The following is a 22,783-nucleotide window of genomic DNA, read 5'->3' on the forward strand; positions in this document are numbered from 1 at the left end:
CTTAATTTCAACTGCATCGTGCTTGATGTGGCGCCTGTCAGGATGGGGGACGGCACGCAGATTGGTCCCGGTGTTCAGATACTGACCGCCGATCACCCGCGAGCCCCTGAATTACGTCAGAAAATGCTGGAATCTGGCCGCCCCATTACTATCGGTAAAAATGTCTGGATCGGCGGCGGGGCCATCATTCTGCCCGGCATCACTATCGGAGATAATGCCATTATTGGCGCAGGCAGTGTCGTCACGCATGATGTGGTCTCGGGCGCAACCGTGGCTGGTAATCCGGCGCGGCCTTTCCGCACTGCGTCACACCCACAGCAGAATACTTAATCCCTGCGGACGAGCGAACATTCATGGCTGAATTCCAGTTTCAACAGGTCGACGTATTTTCTTCCGAACCGACCAAAGGCAATCCGGTTGCCGTGGTTGTGGGAGCAGATGCTCTCACCACAGAGCAGATGGCAGCTTTTGCCAACTGGACGAACCTGAGTGAAACAACGTTTCTGCTTCGGTCGACCACTCCGGACGCAGACTACAAAGTCCGTATTTTTACACCTCAGACCGAGCTACCCTTTGCAGGCCACCCTACTCTGGGCAGCTGTCATGCCTGGTTGGCGACAGGCGGCCAGCCACGCGGAGATACGATCATACAGGAATGTGGTCTGGGTCTTGTACCGGTTCGTTCTCAAAATGGCTGCCTTGCTTTTGCAGCGCCCACGCTACAGCGGTCTGGATCTGTAGAACCCTTTCTCCTGCGCCGTGTCGCAGACGGACTGAAGATTTCTTTCTCATCCATTCGGGCTGCGGCATGGACTGACAACGGCCCCGGATGGTTATCCATTATGCTTGGGTCACGAAAAGAGGTGCTGGCGCTCGAACCAGATTATGCCGCTCTGTCAGATCTGAGTATTGGTGTCATCGGCCCATGGGATACCTTACAGGATGGAAAGCAGGCGCAGTTCGAGGTTCGCGCCTTCGCCATGAGTTGTGGGGTGAACGAGGATCCTGTTACCGGAAGCCTGAACGCCGGACTGGCGCAATGGCTCATAGGCAGCGGGCTCGCGCCTGAGCATTACATCGCCAGTCAGGGCACTCGCCTCGGTCGGGCCGGACGCGTGCATGTCGATCAGGAAGACGGGAAAATCTGGATTGGAGGCGTTACGAATACGTTGGTTACAGGCGTGCTGCGGCTCTAGGCTCCGTGAACCTACAAAACCCAGCAAAGTAAGCATGGCTGCCTGACTTGAACAAAAAGAATCGGGCGAATAGGATAGGTTTCACTTTGACAGCATCAATTTTTGAGGTGGCGCGGTGAGATTTGCATTTAGCAAAAAGAATAATCGCCGCCTTGCTTTGGGTGTTTTTTCATTAGCTTTATCAGGCTGCGTCAACGCAACAACTACTTCAGTGAACGCTGTCTCGTCCTCATCCCGTTCCTCATCTTCTCATGCTCACTCTCCCCGCATTCCCTCTTCAACACGTTATCGGGTTGTGGATAAGATCGTAAAAAAAGATGCGGATATTATGCTGGCATATTGGCAGTCAGTGGATGAGAATTGTAACGCTCAAAAATTCCAAGTCATAAAACTCGAAAAAAGCCCTATACATGGCAATGCATATTTTACCGACCTTCCGATTCACCCGTCTTTTCCTGCCTCCAATCCACGTAGTCAGTGTAATAGCAAAGCAATAAACGCAACGACGCTTCATTATAAACCAGAGGCCAATTTTTCTGGTTTTGATATAGTGCCTGTAACTGTCGCCAGCCCTATGGGCGCAGTCATGAATGTCGCTTTCCGTATTCGTGTCGTTGATTAATGAGTAGACAATTTTCAGGTTTATTCTGAAGTCTATATTACAATAACCGCATTTTAGACGATAGTATTTCTATCTGAAATCCATTCATGATTTCAAACAAACCAGTTCGTCTGCATATTTTCAAACCATCCTCAGCACAAGCAAAAAATTGCACCCCCATAAGGGCAGGCAAACAAAAAAGTGACAGACGCTCCAAAGCATAAGCTAAGGTCAAATCGCATCTCTCCGCCTATCTTCCAGAACTTTTTCAGAAGAAAATTTCCTTAATTTACTTAATTTACTTATACTTTCTCCAAACCAGCACACAAAAACGGGCAGAAAAAGCTCGATATATTCCCCGCAAATCTCTGTCCACGCACTCCCTAGAGAGAATCGGAAAACATATCCCGATATATCTTGACATACGATATATCGAGATCTATATCGAGAAACATGAACAACAGAAAAAGACACCAAGGCGGTCACGACCGCCGCACTTTCTCCCCTGAAGGCCTCTCCGGCGTTGGCGGCCCCCGCCGTCATCATGGTCGGGGCGGTGGTCACCGCGGAGGCCGTAACCGGCTCTTCGATTATGGTGAAATGCGCCTGCTGGTCCTCAGCCTGATCGCGGACAAGCCAACCTATGGCTACGAACTCATCAAGACCATCGAAGAGAAATTCGGTGGCAGCTACACGCCAAGCCCGGGCGTGATCTACCCAACCCTTACCTGGCTCGAAGAAGCCGGCACCATCCGCCCCACCGAGGAAGAGGGCCGGAAAAGCTACAGCATCACACCTGAAGGTGAGGCGTTCGTCGCTGCAAACCAGACGGCTCTGGAAGAAATCCTTGCACGGACAGCATCTGCTGCTCCCGAAGGAAAAGGTAGGCGGCGCAATATGTCAGTGCCCGTGATGCGCGGCATGGAAAACCTGAAAACAGCCCTGCGCCTGCGTCTCCGTAATGGTGGCCTTGATGCCGATGCTGAAAGCAAGATCGCGGCACTGCTGGACGAAGCTGCACGCGCCATCGAGCAGGTCTGAGAACCAGCACGAACAGGGAAAGGAGGGAGCATCACATGGATGACAGAATTACAGCGGTTCTGGATGTCTACCACGCTCGCGCACAGGAAGAGCGCAGCGGTCCCCGGGAAGACCCCCCGGGAGGCCGCGATGGCGGACACGATCAGCGCATGCGCGCCATCGGGCCTGACACCGGACAGTTGATGAACATTCTGGTCCGGAGCCTCCCCTCCCCCACCATTCTCGAACTGGGAACTTCCTTCGGATATTCAGGGATCTGGCTGGCTGACGCCGCTCGAGCGACGGGCGGAAAGCTGATCACCATGGAATTGCATGGCTACAAATCAGCCTACGCACGTGAAATGGCGGAAGAGGCCGGGCTTGCCGAGTGGATCGATTTCCGGGTGGGCGATGCCGTCTTCATGATCGGAGAACTCACGGAAAAGGTCGACTTCGTATTCGTCGATCTCTGGAAAGATCTTTACGTTCCCTGCCTTGAAGCATTCTACCCACACCTCAACCCCGGCGCGATCATCGTGGCTGACAACATGATCCGACCGGGAACAGAAGACGTGAAGCGCTACGGCCGCGCCATCCGCGCACTGCCCGGCATGTCCAGCGTCCTGCTACCTGTTGGAACGGGCATCGAAGTCAGCCGCTTTGAGCCGGCTACCGGATCGCGCTAGATCTTTTACGACGATAACAGAAACACCCAAGGCCGCATGTGCTCGTCGTGAGCGACATGCGGCCCATTTGTTTGTCATCACAGGATTCTTTCGTGCAGTCATCTTCCACGGTAGAGACCGCCTCTGCCTATAGCCCTTCGACACGCCTGTTGGTTTTCATCGGCCTTATCCTGACCATGATCATGGGTGCGCTCGACCAGAGTATCGTCTCGACCGCGCTCCCCACCATCGTCAGCGACCTTGGTGGTCTGGCTCATATGTCATGGGTGGTAACAGCGTTCATGCTCACCTCCACCATCGCGACACCGATATATGGCAAGTTGTCCGACATGTTCGGGCGCCGTCCCCTGCTGGCGTTCAGTATCGGCTCCTTTCTCGGCGCATCCCTTCTGTGCGGGATCGCGCAGAGCATGTGGCAGTTGATCCTTTTTCGTGGGCTTCAGGGTGTTGGTGCGGGCGGTCTGATGACACTGTCTCAGACGGTGATCGGCGACATGGTGTCCCCTCAGCAACGCGGGCGATATCAGGGGCTTTTCACCGGGGCGTTCGCGGTCAGCAGTGTGACGGGGCCGTTTCTGGGTGGCGTGCTGACCAGCGCCCTGTCATGGCGTTGGGTGTTTCTCGTCAATCTGCCAATCGGACTTCTTGCTTTTGCGCTGATCATGCTGAGCCTGCCGACAGGGCGGACCGAAGCCAAACCCCGCATAGACTATCTGGGAGCGGGCCTGCTGAGCATCGCCACAACCGGCTTCCTGCTGCTGTTCAATTCCGTCGGCACTTCTCTTGCGTGGACATCACCGCTGACATTCTGTCTGCTCGCCGCCACGATGGTTCTGTTCGCCTTGTTCATCCGACAGGAGCAACGTGCGCCGGAACCACTCATCAGTCTGGACCTGCTGCGCATCCCGGCTTTTTCCGTATGCGTCGCTGCGACTGGCATCATGTCTTTCGCCATGATGGGATCGATGATCTTCCTGCCCCTCTATTATCAGCTGGTGCTTGGAGAAACCCCGGCGACTTCCGGGCTGATGATGTTGCCACAGGTCGGCACGATGATGATCAGTTCGGTGCTGGGTGGATATGTCTCGTCCAGAACGCAGCGTTACGCGCTTCTCCTCGCCATTGGGGTCGGTATCGAATTCTCGTCCCTCACCCTGATTGCAGTCTGCGCCCATCACGGCGCGCCTCCCCTGTTCTTTCTGCTCAGTCTGGGTTGTCTCGGCGTAGGCATGGGGATCGGCATGCCCAACGCGACCGTCATGATCCAGAATGCCGTGCCCGCTGGCACGCTGGGTATCGCCACGGCCATGATGTCCTTTATTCGCTCCCTCGGTGGTTCACTGGGCGTGGCGCTTTCAGGCGGCGTTATGGCGCTGACATTACAGAGCCAGCTTCAGGCGTTACCGGAAAAGGTCGATGTATCGGGCTTTCTGGAAAAAGGTATGGCCGCGATCCAGTCCCTTTCCCCCGCCATGCATGGGGAAGTCACGCAGGCCTATAAAGGGGCAATCAGCGCCAGTCTGAGTGTGAGCAGCAGCTTCATGTTTCTGGCGTTCCTGCTGATCGTGGGGTTGATGGTGCGTCAATCACGACTGGCAAAATGAAAGCTACTTTCTGAAGAAGAGCCAAGCCCAGACAGGCTCTTCTCAGGAAGGTCGAACTGTAAAATCCAGTGCATAGAACGACTGATTTTCCGAACGCTTCTGCTGGATAACACGGATTGATGCGTCTTTGGGGACGAGGCAGTTTACCAGCCAGGCCGTGTCGGGTCCCATCCCCTTGTTGGTATAGGTCAGGTGATAAGTTCCGCTCTGAAGATGTGCCGGCACCCTGAATTGAAGATCGATCACGCCTGCGCCTGTTTTCATCGCAGGAATGGAGGGGAACATGGCGGATTCCACCGCCAAGTGGCCTGTCCGACCGTTCAGGGACAGTAAAAGAGTCTGCGTAATCCACGATACGTAAGCCTGCTGTTCCGCAACAGAAAGATTTCCATCCTCATTGCTGTCCATCTGTTGAATGACGGTTTGAGCGACTTGCACACCCGGTGTAAGGCGCAGATGCAGCGTGATGTGATCTCGTGCAAGACTGATGGTTGTGGCCTGCAAATATTCATCCAGCCGATGGGCAGAGGCCAGCGTGGGAGAAAGCATTGCACAGGTAGCGGCGAAAGCCATGATTCCCGCTTTATTCATGGGACAGTGAACCGGCTGCCGTAACTGTTGGTCGGATCACGATAGACCGTATGCACATGCAAAGTCGGATCACCACCCACGCCCTGCGGAGAAAATTCGATCAGCAGATGCGGCCCCTGAATGCGATAATAGGACGAACCATTATGGTCTGGTTCGTGCGTAATCGGCCCGCTCCATGCAAACCACGTTTCATCCAGATCTTTCCGGATTTCCTGCAAACGCGGTGCGGAATAAGCATCATTGATGATCCCGACCCACTCGCCGATGACATCCATCAGCATATCTTTCTGCGCTGTGTTCAGGGCTGAGCCCTTGATGCCCTCAGGCACAATGGTTTCACCATCATGGCCGGGCCCCGCGACAAGATCATCCACCTTGTAAGGAAGAATGGCCTGCTGGCGCTGTGCATCAGTCAGGGCGTTCAGAAGCGCGAATGCCTTGTCGTTTTCTCCCGCAAGGACGCGAACGGTTTTTCCGTCACGTTGATAAATGGCAGGCTGAGCACCAGTCAGTGTCGGGGTCATCACACCGTGCATTCCGTCGATCACCACGTTCAGACCCAGATGATGGCCACCGAACTGTACCATCCATGGCGCTTTTTCTGAAGGCTCTCCGAAAATCGCTATCGTATAAACAGCTTTGCCAGAGGCGAATGGCGTTCCGCTATTCGCAAGCGCCTGATCGCCACCCATTATGTCCAGCACTTTCTGATAGCCTTTTGCGCTCAGAAGCGTTTGCAGCAGCTGCAGAACGTCAGCACGTTGCTCCTGTGTCAGTTGACCCATTTGTAGCCCCGGACGAGGCACATCACTCACCGGATAATTGGACCAGACCGCAGCTCCGTACTGCTCCCCGATAAAACCGCCCGGTGGCCCCATCCCCGGACCACGTTTCATGGGTGCAGCTGCCTGCGCGTCCGTCACAGGCAATGCAGGCTGGTCCGGAGCGCTTCTACGAAAACGGGCAAGCACACCAAACTTTTGTGCAACAAAAGGAAACTGCACTTTGGAACGGCTTTGGGAATCGAGACTGGTGAGAAAGGATTGCGCTGCCTTCACCACCTCATGTGTCGTCTTCACAGACACGGTCGCTCCAGTCGCCTCAGGAGAAGATGCCAGCGCGAAAGGGTGCGAAAAAGTCGGAGCTAGCGCCAGAAACAGGCCGCCGATCATCCAGAATTTCTTCTTCATCCCCGCCCTACCCTGTCTTGGTTTTTTCTGCCCAATGGCGTGTTTTATGAAACCGGCACGGAGACTGCATGCTGTCAGGCGATGGTTCAAGACTTTGCCTTTCCGCCTTTTCTGCGGTCACAATAAAGGAATGCCATTAGGTACGGCCAAGGTCAGAAAATCGACTGACATGACACCAAGGTCTGAAGAAAAATCGAGGATCCTCATGCCGTTTCAACAGCTTAATTGCCTGTCTTTCAGGAAGCCATTTCGTCAGTCTCTGACCATGCTTGCGGGAGCAACGCTTCTCGCGTCTTCGTGGACCATTCTGACGTCGTCCGAAGCGCACGCCGCGAGTTGTGCCGATCTGGCCCAAATCGCCCTTCCGGATGCGACGTTCACCAAGATAGAAACGGTCAAAGCTGGTGCATGGCGCAGTCCGCAGACGCATCTGAGTCGGATCATGACGGCTCCCGGGATGAATCTCGCGGGGCACCCCGTGCAGCCTTCCAACCCAGCATTCTGTCGCGTCGCAATCACGCTGCATCCCACGTCAGACTCACAGATCCGCACTGAAATCTGGCTGCCACTTGAGGGCTGGAACGGGAAACTGCTCGGCGTGGGCAATTTCGGCTGGGCCGGTTCAATCATGTATGACGGCATGGCCACGGGTGTTGGTGAAGGCTATGCCGTAGCGAGTACTGATACCGGGCATGACAGTTCGACGCCGGAAGGTGAAGGTGGCCGCTTCACACTTGGTCATCCGGAAAAGCTGATCGATTATGCCTATCGCGCTGATCACCTGATGACAGTAACAGCCAAGCAGTTGATCAGCCATTTCTATGGAAAACCAGCCTCTCACGCCTACTGGATCGGCTGTTCGCTCGGTGGTCTGGAAGGTTTGATCGAAGCCAAGCGCTATCCAGAAGATTATGATGGCATCGTAGCAGGCGCCCCGCCCAACCCAATTGTGAGCTTTAATGCCGAACAGCTATGGGCAGGCTGGATGAGCTATCATGACCCGGCGCTCCGCGTTGCCCGGGAAAAATTCCAGATGCTTAACCGTGCCGTGATGGCGGCCTGCGCTTCGCCTGTCGGCAAGAAACAGGGCTTTCTCGATGAGCCGGATCAATGTGGGTTCAAGCCACAGGATCTACTCTGCAAAAGCAACGACACGTCCGAATGTCTGACGGCCAATGAGGTGAAAGCCGCTGAACAGATCTATCGCGGCCCCATCAACCCAAGAACCGGAAAAGTCATTTTCCCCGGACCAGCCAAAGGCAGCGAAGACGGTTTTTCTGCGGATGGGAAAGCCTTCCCTGTCGCGCTTGATCTTTTCAAATACGCAGCGTTCCAGAACCCGGAATGGGACTGGACCACTCTGAACTGGGATACGGATATTGCAAACGCCACCAGCAAACTTGGTCCGCTATTGCATGTCGACGAGGATCTGACGCCCTTCTTCCGTCATGGAGGCAAACTGCTGATGTATATCGGCTGGAACGACGGGCATAATCCGGAACAACTCGCCAGCTATTTTCAGGCTCTGTTCCAGCACGCAGACAGCACAAACCAGAACTCCGCACGTCTCATTACCATTCCGGGTATGGGGCACTGCTATGGCGGGGCCGGATGCGACACTTTCAGCAAGTTAGGTGCGATTGATGACTGGGTTGTGCGTGATCATTCACCCGAAATCATCATTGCGTCTCGCATATCGGATGGAAAAATTATCCGGACGCGCCCGCTCTGCACATGGCCCAAGGTCGCCCGTTATGATGCGCATGGGGACATGAACGCTGCGTCCAGTTTCTCCTGCGTCACCCCTCAGAAGCTTTGAGCGACAAAAGTGCGCAATTTCGAAAGAGACTGTGCACTTTACACCGGAACTGAAAAAACCAGCCCGTCAAACGCAGCTTCCACACCCGACGGAAGGGTGCGCTGCATTTCCGCCCAGTCCATGAACGGTCCTAGGTGTGTCAGAATTGTACGGCGTGGCCTGATACGCTCACGCCATTCAAGAACCCGATCCAGCCATGCATGCGCGGAGTGTGGCTTCATCTGAAGGCAGTCGACCATCCACGTGTCCACGCCTTCCAGCAGTGAAAGCGCGTCTTCCGAGAGTTCCACCACGTCGGTGCAATAAGCGAAATTGCCGCAGCGGAAACCAAGAGAGGTATTACGTCCATGGCTCTGTTCAAAAATATTCAGAGTCAGACCGACGATCTCTCGCGTCTCTCCCGCTATAACGACATGGGGCGCAATGCCCGGTCGAAAGGCATCCTTCGGTGTCCATGGGCGAAACGCATATTCAAAACGCTGAATGACCTCATCCAGCGTCTTCTGAGTGCCGAACGCGTCAATAGGACGCTGAAGCGCCCAGTTGAAAGGACGCACGTCGTCAAGACCGGCGATATGATCCGCATGTTCGTGCGTGTAGAAAATGGCGTCCGCATAGGGAATGCCGTTCGCAATTAACTGGGAACGAAGGTCCGGCCCCGTATCGACCAGCAGACGCTTACCATCAGGACCGGTCATCACGATTGACGTTCGCGTCCGCCGATTGCGCGGCTCCTTGGGGTCACAATCACCCCATTCTCCGCGCCCGTCTGGCCCACCGATAAGAGGCACACCACCTGAACAGCCACAGCCTAAAACGGTGACAGTAAGACAAGAACCAGTCACGCCGAAAAGTTACTCCTGATGTCAGCGGGCACGTGTAAACAGACGATGGAAATTGGCCGTTGTCGCCTCAATGAAAGCCTGCTCTTCCAGCCCCTTAACCTGAGCCACGACGGCAGCGGTGTAAGCCGTATAACCCGGCTCGTTCCGCTTGCCTCGACGAGGCACCGGCGCAAGGAACGGTGAGTCCGTCTCGACGAAAATCCGATCCATCGGCACTTCGGCAGCAATGTCCCGCAGTTCCTGAGACTTCGGAAATGTCACGATCCCCGAGAAGCTGAGATAGCCACCCAGTTCCAGAGCCGTCTTCGCCAGTTCCGGGCCGGAAGCGAAGCAGTGCAGTAGAAACGGAAAAGCACCCCGTGTTTCAGTCTCTTCCCGCAGGATCGACGCCATATCCTCGTCAGCCTCACGGGTATGAATCGCCAGCGGCAGACCGGTCAGACGCGCCGCATGAACGTGCTCACGAAAACTGGCCTGCTGCGTCGGACGCACTTCTTCCGCGCCATGGAAATAGTCCAGACCACTCTCGCCGATCGCCACGACTTCCGGATCTTCCGCCAGCTTCACGATGGCTTCGGCATCCATTGAAGGCTCTTCCATCACGTGATCCGGGTGCGTACCAATCGCGCACCAGATCGACAGGTCCGGCCGACTGTAACGGGTCAGAGCCTTCTGCTCGGACTGCCGCGAGAGCCGCGTGCCGATGGTGACCATGCCTTCCAGACCGAACTCTTTGGCCCGGTCCAGCAGTCCCGGCATTTCCTCTTCCGAGAAATGATCGAGATGACAGTGCGTGTCGATCAGTCCGGTCATTTTCCCTCACCAGCCTCCGGTTCGACGTAACGGGGGAAAATCCCTTCCGGCTTCGGCAACTGGCGGCCAGCGGGAAGAGGCATTTCCAGCGCGTCAAAATCGCGCTCGCCCGGCTCAACACCAAGCTGCGTGAGCATCTTGTCCATGCTCTCCGGAATGTAGGGCTGAAGCACCGTGGCGATGGAGCGGAGCGCATCGGCCAGAACACGCAGCACGTCAGCCATCCGCTCGGGATCGGTCTTTTTCAGCGTCCATGGAGCCTGATGGTCGATATAGGCGTTGCAGGCGCGGATTAGTTTCCACGCTTCTTCCAGCGCATCGGTCAGAGCGACGCGAGCGATCTGCGCCTTCATCATATCGGGCAGAACGGCAGCCTGTCCCAACAAATGGGCGTCCGCTTCTGTGTGCTTGCCCTGCGCGGGCAGGATGCCGCCGCAGTTACGTGCGATCAGGGACAGCGTGCGCTGGCCGAGATTGCCGAGGTCATTGGCCAGTTCGACATTCAGACGATTGATGAGCGAGCGGCGCGACAGATCGCTATCACCGCCGAACGGCACTTCCCGCATCAGGAAGAAGCGAACCGGATCGACGCCGAATTCCTTCACCAGATCACGCGGATCAATGACGTTGCCGAGCGACTTGCTCATCTTCTCGCCTTCGACCGTCCACCAGCCGTTGGAGAAGACCATGTCAGGCAGTTCGATACCGGCGGCCATCAGGAAAGCGGGCCAGTAAACCGTGTGGAAACGGGCGATGTCCTTGCCGACCAGATGCAGATTGGCAGGCCAGAACTTCATGCGCGGCGCGTTGGCGTCGGGATAACCGAGTGCGGTCAGGTAGTTGGTCAACGCGTCGAACCACACATACATAACATGGTCGGCATCGCCCGGAACCGGCACACCCCACTTGAAGCTCGTACGGCTGACAGACAGATCACGCAGCCCCTGCTTGACGAAGCTGACGATCTCGTTGCGGCGACCGGCAGGACCGATGAAGTCGGGGTGTTTCTCGTAGAGTTCGAGCAGGCGATCTTCATAGGCAGACAGCTTGAAGAAGTAGGATGGCTCACGCATCCATTCCACCGGGGCACCGGTCGGCGCGACCTTGGTGCCGTCCGGGCGCGTGGTGATCTCGTCCTCGTTGTAGAACGCCTCGTCACGCAGAGCGTACCAGCCTTCATATGCACCGAGATAGATGTCGCCGTTCGCCGCAACCTTTTCCCACACGGCCTGAGCGCCTGCGATGTGGCGTGGTTCGGTCGTACGGATGAAGTCATCGTAAGAGACGTTCATCGCGTCGGCCATATTACGGAAATCGGCGGAAATCCGGTCCGTGAACGTCTGCGGGGCTTCGCCTGCGGCCTGCGCGGCCTGCTCGACCTTCTGGCCGTGCTCATCGGTGCCGGTCAGGAAAAACACCTCGTCACCGCACAAGCGATGGAACCGGGCGACGATATCCGCGGCGATGGAAGTATAGGCATGGCCGATATGGGGCGCGCCGTTCACATAGTAGATCGGGGTCGTGACGTAAAAACGGCCGGTCATGTCCTGCTCTTCGTTAGGTCTGCATCGCGGATCGATCAGCAAGAGTAACATGTCGTACGTCGCACAGGGATGCGTGTTACGAACTCCAGCCTCTCATCCATCCTGCTGCATCCATATCGGAAGCAGCGATGCGATGCGACCCCTTGAAGCCGGAGAAAGCCCAGGTTCAGAAAGAACCGGCCTCACCTGCCGCAGTCAAAGCCTCAATGATGGCTTCCTGCTTGTCGAGATTGAAATTCTCCGCGCGCGCGCGGATTTCGGCAATCTGCTGCCAAGCCTCGGCCAGTCTCACGCCTCTGGCAGTGCTCTGCGCGGCAACGGTCCGCGCTGCGTCGGCAAGCGCAGTGCCAAGCAGGGTAAAAAACAGAGCGAAGCCTGTCTCTCCTGCCCGCGCGAGTGTTTCTGCTGCATCGAGTATGCGCCCTATCGGCATGCCCCGCACCGCTTCTCGGGCAATATTACCAATGGCGCCATTTTTGTCCGCCAGCAGAGACATCGCCCGACCGGGTGATCCTTCCGCCAGAGGCACCACGCGTTCGATTTCCGATGGCTCGGCATCAGGTACGTTCTGCCGAAGCACGGCCCGCACATCGCTTTCGCCCAGCGGTGCGATCGCCAGCTTGCGTACACGGCTGCGGATGGTCGGCAGAAGCGCTCCGGGCATGGCACTGGTCAGGATCAGGATAGCCCGAGGAGGAGGTTCTTCCAGAATTTTGAGCAACGCATTGGCCGCATTGCGATTCATGGCTTCGGCTGTGTCGATAAGAACCACCCGCCAGCCGCCTTCCGCCGCTGTGCGGTGCATGAAGCTGTTGATGGGGCGGATATCGTCCGCCACGATTTCGCCCCGGAAACGCTGGCGTTTTTCATCAAAGGCGCGTCCGACCGCCAGCAGATCAGGGTGAGATCCTGCCGTCACAAGCCGACCTGCGGACCCGTTGGGATCTTCCGCATTCAGCAGCCTGCGCCCCATGCGGAAAGCCAGTGGCATTTTACCGATGCCCTCGGGTCCGGTCAGCAGCCACGCATGATGCAGTCGTCCTGAAGCGATGGCATCGCAGAATGTGCGAAAGGCGTCATTATGCCCGATAACATGCAGCGAAGCGCGACGCGCCTCATCCATCGGGGAAGCGATGGCGTTCGGGTCGGCTTCCGCAGCAGACTGGGCGCGTCGGGCCGCCACAATTCAGCGCCTTTCCAGAAAGGTCTCGATCAACCCGACGACCGTGTCTGTGATGGTTGCGACATCTTCGCTTTCCGAGGCAACACGGGCGAAACGGCCTGGCTCCGCTTCCGCGATTGCCCGGAAGCCTTCCGCCACGCGCTCATGGAACGACCGGTCAGCGCTTTCATAGCGGTCCAGTGGCGCGCCCTGCCCCGATATGGCCACAGCCCTCGCCATTGCACGGCGCAGTCCTGTTTCCAGATCGACCTGAAACAGAACGGTCAGATCGGGCGTCATCCGCACCAGATCACGAAGCGACTGCACCATATTGATGAGCGCCGGATCGCCATTGCCGCGACCATAGGCCTGATAGGCCATCGTGGAATCGAAAAAACGGTCGCACAGCACGATTTTCCCGGCTTCGACGGCCGGGCGGATCACCTGATCCACGTGATCGCATCGCGCGGCGAAATGCATCATGATCTCGGCGCGAGCCGACAGATCGTGTCCGCCAAAAAGCAGAAACTCACGAATCGCCTCTGCACCGGAGGAACCGCCCGGCTCCCGCGTCGTCACCACCTCATGACCCGCGGCACGCAGGCGCTCTCCGACAGCCCTGATCTGCGTGGACTTTCCGGCACCCTCTCCCCCTTCGAAAGTGATGAAGGCACCGGTGTTCTTGCGAGAAGCCATCACCCTATGAGTGACGCTTCATACCGAGACGTGCTGCGATCCTGCCACCAAAGCCAAGCTTCGCCACAGCGCCCCCTGCTTCCAGTGGCACTGTAAGGACACGCCCCTGCGGCACGGCTGGTGCAGCAGCAGCGTCACCCGGCGCAGCGGGAACAACGGAATTGTTCGTGGGATTGGCCGGGAGAGTAATCGTGAGCTGCCCGATAACCTGCCCCGCCTGCACGGGAGCAATAACCGGCGAGGGATAATCGACGGACACATGCACGCGCGACTGCCAGCCATGCGGCATCAGGAACGTCACATCACGCGCAGCGATGAGCGGCACGGTGCCATTCACGCCCATCCACACGGGAGCCTGATCGATGACCTGTCCCTTGTGCGCAATCGCCGCCAGTTCGAAATTGGCGAAGGACCAGCCGAGCAGGCGCTCACCTTCATGAGCACGCGCATTGGTGGATGGCAGTCCATTCACCGTCATGATGACCCGGCGACCGTCCCGCTTCGAGGAAGCGCAGAGACCGAAGCCCCCCGCATCCGTGTGACCGGTCTTGAGACCGTCCGCCAGTCCCTTGTCGACCAGAACGTTCCGGTTGCCCTGATTGATCTTGTTGAACGCGAAGGATGTTTCCGAAAAGTAATGATAATATTGTGGAAAATCGCGGATCAGATGCCCGGCGATGGTGCAGGTGTCCCGCGCCGACATGTAATGCCCCTCGGCAGGCCAGCCGGTGGTGTTCATGTAGTGCGTGTTGGTCATGCCAAGTTTGGCCGCCGTATCGTTCATAAGAGCGACAAACTGCTCTTCCGAACCGGAAATGCCTTCAGCCAGCACGATACACGCGTCATTGCCGGACTGGATCAACATGCCCTGAATAAGATCCTGCACTGGGATGCTCTCGCCCAGTGGCACGAACATCTTCGAGCCCTGCATGCGCCACGCCCGCTCGCTGACCGGGAAGGTCTGCTCCAGCTTGATGCGTCCCGCTCCGAGCATGCCGAAGACGACATAGGCCGTCATCATCTTGGTCATGGAGGAAGGCGGCATGTGGTCGTCCGCTGCCTTCTCCAGAAGCACTTCGCCACTGTCGAAATCGGTGATGCAGGCCCAGCGCGCAATGGTGTCCACCGGCCCGATCGGCGTCATGGCCGGGCTCGCATCGATGGGCGCACTTGGCGCTGCGGCGGCCGAAGCGCCGTGATGGCCAGCGTGTTTTACCTTCGCAGGTCGCGCAGCGCGGGACATACCCGGCAGCATGAGGCTGGCGCCACCAGCCAGCGCGGCAGTGCCGCTCGCAAGAAGAATCCGTCGGGTCTGCACGTTTCAATCCTATTCGACGACGATATGGGCACCCGTTAACCCGAGCCCGAGGGCCTGGTCCAGTGCCGTATCTGCTTCATTAACTGTCTGGAACGGTCCAACACGCACGCCCCAGGCCGGTCCCCGGCTATCATTTGCATAGCGTACCGTGCCGCCGGCTTTGGCCGCTTCCATCGCGGCATAGGAACGCTGGGTGAACCGCCCCGTCTCCACCCACAGACTGCCGGCTGTTGGAATATTCTGCACATAGGTCGCAGGCAGAACCGGCAGTGCCACAGGTGGCGTACCGACCGCGTTCTGAACAGCGGATGGCGCAGCAACTGTTGACTGCCGTCCGGGAGCATCCAGCGCTTCCTCCCGCACCGTCTCCACCGGAGCCGCATTCATGGCAAGCAGAGGGCCGCCGGGAAGCGTCTCCGCAAAAACCCTGCTCGGTAGTTCATCCTCGACCACTTCGACACGGGCAGGCCCCTGCCCCATACCCAGAAGTTGTGCGGCGCGCGGCGTGAGAGAAAGGAGACGTCCACGTTGTGCGGGTCCGCGATCATTGAGACGAACGGTGATCTGGCGCCCATTATCGAGATTGCGCACCGTGACCTGAATCGGCAGTTGCAGTGTCGGATGCGCGCCCGCCATCGCTTGCGGATCGTAGACCTCTCCGTCCGCTGTCAGCCGGGGTGATGTATTGGTATCCATGACAGCAAGACCGGTTTCCCGATAAGCAAATTCCTGCCTTGGATAAAGCCAGCGGCCATCCGCCATATAGGCTGCGCCGACTTCATAGTGAATATGCGATGCCAGCGGCGGAACCTGCTTGTGACAGCCCGCCAGCGCCAGTCCAGACAGCAGCAGCAGCCAGCGCACCGCATAACAGCCCGCAGCCTGCTTCATGTGGTCAAATTGCCCATCAGTCCGACACCCAGAGCGTAATAATCCGAGGGGTTGTAACGGCGGATAACGTTGAAATTGTGATAGACCATGAAGGCTTCGCCACCCTCGCCATCCGGACGCACGATCGCGCCCTCAACATCCCCGCGCCGGAATTCCGAACCGTCTTCCCGCCTTACGCCGGCCTCCATCCATGCCTTGAGCGAACGCGTCGCGGAACGACCGATCTGGGACTGTGTCAGGGACGCAGGCACCCTTACCGGCTGCCCCCACGGTTCACCCGTGCGCCAGCCACTTTTAGCGAGATAATTGCCGATCGACATCAGCACATCCGGCACGGTTTTCCAGATATCGGCGCGAGATGAGCCGTCAAAGGCACGGGCATATTTGAGATAGGCGCTTGGCATGAACTGCGGCTGTCCCATTGCGCCCGCATAGCTGCCGGACATGGCAGCGGGTGTAATCCGGCCTTCATTGAGAATTTTCAGCGCATTCAGCAGTTCGGAGCGGAAAAACGCGGCGCGACGCCCGTCAAAAGCCAGAGTCGCCAGAGCATCGACCACATTGAAGCCGCCAGTGATGCGGCCATAGTAGGATTCCAGACCCCAGATTCCCATGATGGGCTGCTGATCAACCCCGGTCTCGGACGTCACCTTCGCCAGCGTATTACCGTATGTGCCGTAGGCTGTGCGCCCTGCCTCTATCTTCGCGGACGTGAGCACCTTTTCGCGGTATTGCGCCCATGTCAGCGTGAACTCGGGCTGATGGCGGTCCAGCTTGAGAACCTTGGCGTTCGGCTCGCGGGTCTGCTTCAGGGCGGCATCCACGATCCCTTCCGACAGCCCCATACCGAGAGCCTGCCGCCGCACATCCGCGAGGAAAGTGCCATAGGAACCCGCCGCCAAGGCGACAGAAGACGGGCGGATAAGGCCTGTCGCCGCAGCACCGGCAAGCGTAAATCCGCCAAGCATGGCGCGACGCCCCATCATTTCTCTCATGCCCGAGCGCTCTCCAGTTCCATAGATACCCTGTGCGGAGCGGCCCAGCTTTCCGGCTGGCCAGACCGCAATTTTCTTTACTGCGAATATTACGGTTTCTCCAGAGGCCCAGCAGCGGCTTGCGATTTTTCCTTACCGGCGTGGACAGCGCATCACACAAGTTTCAGCGGTCGCCGGTCGATAATTCCATAAAAAATGAAATGTTCGAAAGGATTGACGCCCGCAGCCGCAACATCCGGGTTGGCCGCCAGATATGATTTGACATCAAAATACGGATTAGGATTGCGCCCTTCTTTCCACCCTATTTTCCGGAAGTGAAAGCTGGGGTCCATATTGGACTGCCGGACATCGACATAAGTGCGGGCATACCATTCCCGATCGAAATAACGACACGCGACAGGCAGAGCCTCGGCCTGCTCCTCCGTCAGTCTTTCCGGTCCGGAAAAAGACTGCTCGACCACCGCGCCCACAGTGGCGCTATGCGGGATGGTTCGCCTGCGAACCCCAAGGGCAGCGGGAGCCGGTTGATCGCCCACGGCACGACGCAATGCCTCCAGTCTTTGGGGACCATCTTCCGGAAGACCGGGAATGGCCTGCGCCAGTTCAGCGATGGAACGAAACGTAACTGTCACGAAGAGATGCCTTTTTGAACTGTGTGACATGCTCATCCGACATGCCGCCCACCAACTATAATGACGCAACCGTAAGAAGAAACATATCGCGGGAGGAAATGTTTATTCCGCAGCCATGCGAGCGTTTGAAAGAGAAGCGCAAACCGTGCAAGAAACCGGCAAATGGCCCCGATCCCTTCCAATCCGCTGCTTTCGTGGTTGCCCGTCATGGCGGAAAACCCACTGGCGCAAGCAGCTATCATCATCCTCGGCACCTTCATTCTTGAGGATGGCGCTACGATTCTCACCGCCATCGCTGTCGGCAACGGCGCTGTCAGTGCGCCGCTGGCATTGGCGTCCCTCTATATTGGCATCGTGACGGGCGACGCAGGACTTTACGGACTAGGGCGACTAGCCGCGTTCTGGCCCGCAGCCAGCCGGTGGGCGCCGCGCAATAGCGACCGGGATGGAACCAACTGGTGGCGGGGAGCCGCTCTTTTCCGTGTGATCTTCCTCTCGCGGTTCATTCCCGGTACGAGACTGCCGATCTACACAGCCTCGGGCTTCTTCAGCGCCGGATTCCAGGTTTTCATTCTGGCCACAGCCATCGCAACCCTGTTCTGGACGACAGCGCTGTTTGCCCTCTCCCTAAAAATCGGCCAGATTCTCATGAATGAACTGGGAGCATGGCGATGGGTCGGCGTGGCAGGATTCGTCGTGGCCATGACCGTGGTCGGTCGTCGGGTCGCCCGTATGCAATCGTCATCTTCGCGGGATTGAACTGGAATGGAACAACTGCATCACACAGACCTTTCCGATCTCGCAACAGATGATCTGATGGAAAGCGGCTCGCCCTTCTCCTTCCCCGAGGCGCCGCCGCGTTCCACTCCGCAGCCCCCTGAACGGCAGGCGCCTTCTTTGGAAAAAAAATCAACAGTTCGCCGACTATGGGAAAAATTGAAAAACAAGCCGGAAAGCGATGAGCCGCTAAGTTTCTTTGAATTCTGGCCCGGCTGGCTCTTTTACACCCCTATCGTTGCCTACTGGATCGCACTCGGTGTGCGGTATCGTGACTTCGGACTGCCGACCGCCGCCAATCCGCTTATCACCACAGGCGGCCTGTGCGGCGAAAACAAAAGCGAAATCCTTGATCTCGCCGGACCTTTTGCCCGGAAATACATTGCACCCTATGTCATTCTGGACACCGACCGCGATGATTTCGCCCGTGCGAAAGCGGCCCTCGTCGCCAAGGGGATCAAGGGGCCCATCGTCGTCAAACCCGATGTTGGCTGCAACGGCACAGGCGTCAAACTCGCCCGCACGGACGACGCGCTGCGCGATACGCTGGCGCAGTATCCCCGCGGGGTCCGACTGGTGCTGCAACGTCTCATTCCTTGGGACTATGAGGCTGGCCTATTTTACATCCGTCACACGGATGAGCCTCAGGGCCGCATCACATCCATGACCTATAAGGATGTGCCGATGCTGCTGGGGGATGGCGTCTCGACAGTCTCCGAACTTCTGGAAAACGACCCCCGCACCCGTCTCCTGCCTGAGATTTACCGCCCTCGCCTTGCCGCCCGCCTCCACGAGGTGCCAGCAAAGGGAGATACAGTGCCTCTCGTGTTCACGGGCAACCACTGCAAAGGCTCGGTTTTCCGCAATGGCGCGGTGGATATCACCCCGGAACTGTCGAATATCATCGACCGGATCATGCAGGATTTTCCCGAGTTTCACTTTGGCCGGATCGATGTGAAATTCCGGTCGGTCGAAGCACTCCGACAAGGCAAGGATTTCGAAATTATCGAGGTCAACGGCGTCGGTTCGGAAGCCACCCACATTTGGGATTCACGCACCACCCTGCGTGAAGCCTACGCCGCCCAGTTCCACCATTATGGCGAGGCATTCAGAATAGGTGCGGAAAACCGCCGTCGCGGCTGGAAATCCACCACGCTTCCAGCTGGTATCCGCCTGTGGCTGGAACAGCGTCGACTCCTGCGCTCCTATCCGCTGAACGACTGACCTGCCTCAAAGGCGGTCAGTCCGTGGGAAGCCCACCATTTCCAAAGATATAGTTGCTGACCTGCTGCTCGAGACTGACCGGCTCGCGGGTATTGGTGATCACGTCGCCAGCCTTGGTCAGCTGGGAAGATTTGCCCGGTTCAACCAGCAGCGCGTTATCGCCTGACATTGTCATGGCGCCCACACTCAACTCGCTGTCGATGGGAAAATGCAGCGTATCGTTCACTTCAAAATTCACGACAGCCATCTGGGTCTTCGGATCAAGATGAATCGCCGAGACACGCCCGATGGGAACTCCACCCAGTTCGACAAGCGCCCCCCGTGCCAGCCCATTGGCAGAGACGAAACTGGCTGACAGAGGATAGCGCACCGCCCCAAAACTAGTCTGTGTCCCGTGAGCGTACAGCGCAAATCCCGCTGCCACCGCCAGCACGGCAAAACTGAAAATGGTCGTTCCTGTCTGGCGGCCACGGGCCATGCTTCTTTTGCTCCTGTCCGACGTCATACGAACGTCTTTGGCAGATAAGGCTGCCTCTCACGCCCGGGTCAAGAAGCGAAGCGCAAATCGTGACAAGAGAGGTATCGCTCCGGGGCGAGTAAGTCTAATTATTACCAAAGCATTTCCGACTCAGCCGGAAATCGCGTTCGCTGTCATTTCGATTGGGTTGATTACATGACGCTGCTGCAGGCCATTCTCATCGCCATACTTCAAGGCGCAACCGAACTGTTTCCGGTAAGCAGCCTGGGGCATGCGGTGCTGCTCCCCGCCCTCCTGCACTGGCCTTTCGACGAAGGCGATCCCGCCTTCCTGCCATTTCTCGTCATGCTGCATCTGGGAACGTCCGTCGCGCTGTTCGTCTTCTTCTGGAGAGACTGGGCGGCCATCATCACTGGCGCCCTTGGATTGCACGGACGCGCTTACCGGCTGGAAAGCTTCCGTATCCTGATGCTGCTGGCCATCGCCACGCTTCCCGCCGTCATCGTCGGCGGTCTTCTGGAACGCGCGCTCAAGCATCTGTTCGGTTCGCCTTTTCCCGTGGCGGGGCTTCTGGTCGCAAACGGCCTGATGCTGCTCATTGTCGAGCGCCTGAAGTCACGAGGCGTAACAACCACCTCCACAACGCAGGAAGATCGCCCGATCGCGAGCCTTACTTCCAGCGACGCCCTTTTCATCGGCACGTTCCAGTGCCTTGCCCTGTTCCCCGGCATGTCCCGCTCTGGTGCTACAATTGCCGGAGGCCTGCTGCGCGGTCTGCATCATGACGTGGCGGCACGCTTTTCCTTTCTGATGGCCGAGCCGATCATTCTTGCTGCCACGGTCCATCAGACCCTGAAAATGCGGCACATGACCATCTCGCATGACCAGATCCATCTGGCGTTCGTGGCGGCCAGTGTGGCGGGCGTTACGGCGCTCATCAGCACCGCCATTCTCATGCGTTACTTTCGTAATCACGACAAATGGGCGCTGGCTCCGTTTGCCTATTACTGCATTGCGCTCGGACTGGGTTCTCTCGTTTATCTCGGCAGCACGCACTGATCCCACACAGGCTCTGGCAGGCAAGAAGGTTCCTTTCCCTTCCCTGCCAGAGCAGCCGAATTTCTTCATCCAGTATACAAACAAACGCCCAATAACGGGTTGACTTGGCACCCGCATCTGGATAATTCAGCGCTCACCGGTGCAATGGCGGCGTAGCTCAGCGGTAGAGCAGGGGAATCATAATCCCTTGGTCGGCGGTTCAAATCCGTCCGCCGCTACCATTCACCGGGCTTTCCCCTTCTAAATGGTTCTGCAGATCAGGATACAGTCTTGAGAAGCGGCACATACGCCTCAGCGTTGCGGCAGCTATCGTGCAGCCTGTCCGGAAAACGCGCTTTCTCCCCTGCCCTTGCCCCCTTTCGAGGCCGCATCCAACGCGCCGTAGAGAAACCAGAGCAGAGCCCCTGTCTTGATTGTCACCCCATTGGCGCCAATGCACAGCGACGTCGCGAAATAGAGTGCGATCATCGTTTTCATGACAGCCGCTTCGGGTGATGCATTTCTGCGGAAAGCGATGACAAGGAACAGCACGAGGGTCAGCGGCAGCCCCAGCGAGTTGAACAGATAGGCATAGCCGGTATCCGCCACGTATACGGGAGACGCCGCAAAGCCGAACCAGGGCGCCAGGCTCCAGTCATCCAGAAGCCGCCCGGAAAACAGAAGCCGCCCCTTGAAATCGTCAGTAATGATGCTGGGCTTTACGCCGGGAAGTTCATGCAGAGACCCGACAACCGTCAGAGCCGTTGCGATCAGAACTGGCAGGGAAATCACAAACAGCGAGGAACGACAAAGGGGTGTCAGGCGCACCAGAACCAGCAACAAGCAGCAGGCCGTCGCAAAACGTGAATCGGACAGGACGATGCACAGGAAACCCAACGCCATCAGCAGAACCAGCGACTTGGCCGACTTCCGATTCCAGATACTGAGCCCCCACGCAAAAACGATCGTAGCGAAATTTCCCAGCGACACCGGCTCCAGAAACACCGACGAAATACGGGCTGGACCAAGAATGGAGGGAAGATACGTGCGTGCATCGGCACCACGATTGCCGCTCACAAAGGACGTCGTGTTCTGGTAGTTGATGACATCAGCACCCAATGCGCCCTTATCCACGTAATATTTCCAGATATTGAAAAACTGGCCGTAAACATTGAACGCGAGAAGTTCGAAAAAACCAAAGAACAGAACAAGCCCCATGATGATCCACATGGTCGATTTTGCTGTTCGAAAGGTCGATGTCGTTCCCAGAATGTAAAAGACATAGGGCACCCAGAGATCATGAAGGATCTTGAGTGAAACGGCCGGATTGATCAGGTGGGCGGCCACGACATAAGCGGCAATGATGCCCGACAGAATAACCGCAAAAGGACGGATCTGTTTGCGCGCGTACCATGTGGCGGCGAAAATGATGAGTAGCTCAAAAACCGCCACCACTGCGCTGGAAGTATGCAGCACCCCTTTTGTGTCGAGCAGACAGAGAAGTGGGTTGAACATGACGGAGGCGATGACAAGCCATTTACCCACCAGAGAGCCGGTCATCGCACGCACGCGCGGTTTCGCGGAAAAGGGCAGGCTCGCGTTTGCGGCGGGCTGGGCAACGGCAATGGTCATGACATCTCACAGGCAAACAGACCACAAAGCG

The 22,783-nt window shown here is 57.5% G+C and carries 23 protein-coding genes and 1 tRNA gene; 11 read left to right on the forward strand and 13 right to left on the reverse strand.

Going from position 1 to position 22,783, the window contains the following annotated elements:
- The 6 genes from ABF824_RS08595 to ABF824_RS08620 all read left to right on the forward strand — a co-directional run.
- Positions 1–330 (forward strand): DapH/DapD/GlmU-related protein (locus tag ABF824_RS08595; RefSeq protein ID WP_415488053.1); only part of this gene is annotated, 330 nt, incomplete at its 5' end.
- A 23-nt stretch (positions 331–353) separates the two neighbouring features.
- Positions 354–1,196, forward strand: coding sequence for a PhzF family phenazine biosynthesis protein (locus ABF824_RS08600; RefSeq protein ID WP_415488055.1), 843 nt, complete (start codon positions 354–356; stop codon positions 1,194–1,196).
- 115 nt (positions 1,197–1,311) lie between these two features.
- Complete coding sequence (locus ABF824_RS08605) at positions 1,312–1,818, forward strand: hypothetical protein (RefSeq protein ID WP_415488057.1); 507 nt, start codon at positions 1,312–1,314, stop codon at positions 1,816–1,818.
- A gap of 432 nt (positions 1,819–2,250) precedes the next feature.
- Positions 2,251–2,838, forward strand: a complete 588-nt coding sequence (locus tag ABF824_RS08610; protein ID WP_415488059.1) for a PadR family transcriptional regulator — start codon at positions 2,251–2,253, stop codon at positions 2,836–2,838.
- A 35-nt stretch (positions 2,839–2,873) separates the two neighbouring features.
- A complete protein-coding gene (locus tag ABF824_RS08615; RefSeq protein WP_415488061.1) occupies positions 2,874–3,503 on the forward strand; it encodes an O-methyltransferase in 630 nt (209 codons plus the stop codon).
- A gap of 92 nt (positions 3,504–3,595) precedes the next feature.
- Positions 3,596–5,107 (forward strand): MDR family MFS transporter, encoded by a 1,512-nt coding sequence (locus ABF824_RS08620; protein WP_415488063.1) that lies wholly within the window; start codon positions 3,596–3,598, stop codon positions 5,105–5,107.
- Between the two features lie 42 nt (positions 5,108–5,149).
- Here the strand turns inward: ABF824_RS08620 and ABF824_RS08625 are convergent, their stop codons facing one another.
- Together ABF824_RS08625 and ABF824_RS08630 are read right to left on the reverse strand one after the other, a co-directional pair.
- The gene (locus tag ABF824_RS08625; RefSeq protein ID WP_415488065.1) at positions 5,150–5,698 is read right to left on the reverse strand and encodes a hypothetical protein; all 549 of its coding nucleotides are present in this window, start codon (positions 5,696–5,698) and stop codon (positions 5,150–5,152) included.
- Complete coding sequence (locus ABF824_RS08630; RefSeq protein ID WP_415488067.1) at positions 5,695–6,888, reverse strand: DUF3500 domain-containing protein; 1,194 nt, start codon at positions 6,886–6,888, stop codon at positions 5,695–5,697. The genes ABF824_RS08625 and ABF824_RS08630 overlap by 4 nt, the downstream gene beginning before the upstream one ends.
- Positions 6,889–7,093: 205 nt before the next feature.
- On the opposite strand from ABF824_RS08630, the gene ABF824_RS08635 reads away from it, so the two are divergent.
- Positions 7,094–8,707, forward strand: a complete 1,614-nt coding sequence (locus tag ABF824_RS08635; RefSeq protein WP_415488069.1) for a tannase/feruloyl esterase family alpha/beta hydrolase — start codon at positions 7,094–7,096, stop codon at positions 8,705–8,707.
- Positions 8,708–8,745: 38 nt separating this feature from the next.
- Here ABF824_RS08635 and ABF824_RS08640 read toward each other — a convergent pair whose 3' ends face one another.
- The 9 genes from ABF824_RS08640 to ABF824_RS08680 form a co-directional block, all read right to left on the reverse strand.
- The gene (locus tag ABF824_RS08640; protein ID WP_415488071.1) at positions 8,746–9,552 is read right to left on the reverse strand and encodes an MBL fold metallo-hydrolase; all 807 of its coding nucleotides are present in this window, start codon (positions 9,550–9,552) and stop codon (positions 8,746–8,748) included.
- A 21-nt stretch (positions 9,553–9,573) separates the two neighbouring features.
- A complete protein-coding gene (locus tag ABF824_RS08645) occupies positions 9,574–10,365 on the reverse strand; it encodes a TatD family hydrolase (protein ID WP_415488073.1) in 792 nt (263 codons plus the stop codon).
- The gene (gene metG, locus ABF824_RS08650; protein WP_415488075.1) at positions 10,362–11,909 is read right to left on the reverse strand and encodes a methionine--tRNA ligase; all 1,548 of its coding nucleotides are present in this window, start codon (positions 11,907–11,909) and stop codon (positions 10,362–10,364) included. The genes ABF824_RS08645 and metG overlap by 4 nt, the downstream gene beginning before the upstream one ends.
- A gap of 166 nt (positions 11,910–12,075) precedes the next feature.
- Positions 12,076–13,032, reverse strand: a complete 957-nt coding sequence (locus ABF824_RS08655) for a DNA polymerase III subunit delta' (RefSeq protein WP_415488105.1) — start codon at positions 13,030–13,032, stop codon at positions 12,076–12,078.
- A 63-nt stretch (positions 13,033–13,095) separates the two neighbouring features.
- Positions 13,096–13,767 carry a dTMP kinase gene (tmk, locus tag ABF824_RS08660; protein ID WP_415488077.1) on the reverse strand — a complete coding sequence of 224 codons (672 nt, stop codon included), beginning with the start codon at positions 13,765–13,767 and terminating at the stop codon, positions 13,096–13,098.
- 4 nt (positions 13,768–13,771) lie between these two features.
- On the reverse strand, positions 13,772–15,085 hold the full coding sequence (locus tag ABF824_RS08665) for a serine hydrolase (RefSeq protein ID WP_415488079.1): 1,314 nt from the start codon (positions 15,083–15,085) through the stop codon (positions 13,772–13,774).
- Between the two features lie 9 nt (positions 15,086–15,094).
- Complete coding sequence (locus ABF824_RS08670) at positions 15,095–15,976, reverse strand: septal ring lytic transglycosylase RlpA family protein (protein WP_415488081.1); 882 nt, start codon at positions 15,974–15,976, stop codon at positions 15,095–15,097.
- The gene (locus ABF824_RS08675; RefSeq protein ID WP_415488107.1) at positions 15,973–16,962 is read right to left on the reverse strand and encodes a lytic murein transglycosylase; all 990 of its coding nucleotides are present in this window, start codon (positions 16,960–16,962) and stop codon (positions 15,973–15,975) included. Before ABF824_RS08675 ends, ABF824_RS08670 begins: the two co-directional genes overlap by 4 nt.
- A gap of 161 nt (positions 16,963–17,123) precedes the next feature.
- Positions 17,124–17,603 (reverse strand): hypothetical protein, encoded by a 480-nt coding sequence (locus tag ABF824_RS08680; protein WP_415488083.1) that lies wholly within the window; start codon positions 17,601–17,603, stop codon positions 17,124–17,126.
- 162 nt (positions 17,604–17,765) lie between these two features.
- On the opposite strand from ABF824_RS08680, the gene ABF824_RS08685 reads away from it, so the two are divergent.
- Both ABF824_RS08685 and ABF824_RS08690 read left to right on the forward strand, forming a co-directional pair.
- Positions 17,766–18,362 carry a DedA family protein gene (locus ABF824_RS08685; RefSeq protein WP_415488085.1) on the forward strand — a complete coding sequence of 199 codons (597 nt, stop codon included), beginning with the start codon at positions 17,766–17,768 and terminating at the stop codon, positions 18,360–18,362.
- 177 nt (positions 18,363–18,539) lie between these two features.
- Positions 18,540–19,604, forward strand: a complete 1,065-nt coding sequence (locus ABF824_RS08690) for a D-alanine--D-alanine ligase (RefSeq protein ID WP_415488109.1) — start codon at positions 18,540–18,542, stop codon at positions 19,602–19,604.
- A 16-nt stretch (positions 19,605–19,620) separates the two neighbouring features.
- Here ABF824_RS08690 and ABF824_RS08695 read toward each other — a convergent pair whose 3' ends face one another.
- The gene (locus ABF824_RS08695; RefSeq protein WP_415488087.1) at positions 19,621–20,082 is read right to left on the reverse strand and encodes an MlaD family protein; all 462 of its coding nucleotides are present in this window, start codon (positions 20,080–20,082) and stop codon (positions 19,621–19,623) included.
- 195 nt (positions 20,083–20,277) lie between these two features.
- On the opposite strand from ABF824_RS08695, the gene ABF824_RS08700 reads away from it, so the two are divergent.
- Both ABF824_RS08700 and ABF824_RS08705 read left to right on the forward strand, forming a co-directional pair.
- Positions 20,278–21,141, forward strand: a complete 864-nt coding sequence (locus ABF824_RS08700; protein ID WP_415488089.1) for an undecaprenyl-diphosphate phosphatase — start codon at positions 20,278–20,280, stop codon at positions 21,139–21,141.
- A gap of 146 nt (positions 21,142–21,287) precedes the next feature.
- A tRNA-Met gene (locus tag ABF824_RS08705) sits at positions 21,288–21,362 on the forward strand.
- A gap of 85 nt (positions 21,363–21,447) precedes the next feature.
- Here ABF824_RS08705 and ABF824_RS08710 read toward each other — a convergent pair.
- Positions 21,448–22,752, reverse strand: a complete 1,305-nt coding sequence (locus tag ABF824_RS08710; RefSeq protein ID WP_415488091.1) for a polysaccharide polymerase — start codon at positions 22,750–22,752, stop codon at positions 21,448–21,450.
- Between the last annotated feature and the right edge of the window lie 31 nt (positions 22,753–22,783).

This window comes from Acetobacter sp., from assembly GCF_047721705.1.
In the GTDB taxonomy this organism is placed as follows: domain Bacteria; phylum Pseudomonadota; class Alphaproteobacteria; order Acetobacterales; family Acetobacteraceae; genus Acetobacter.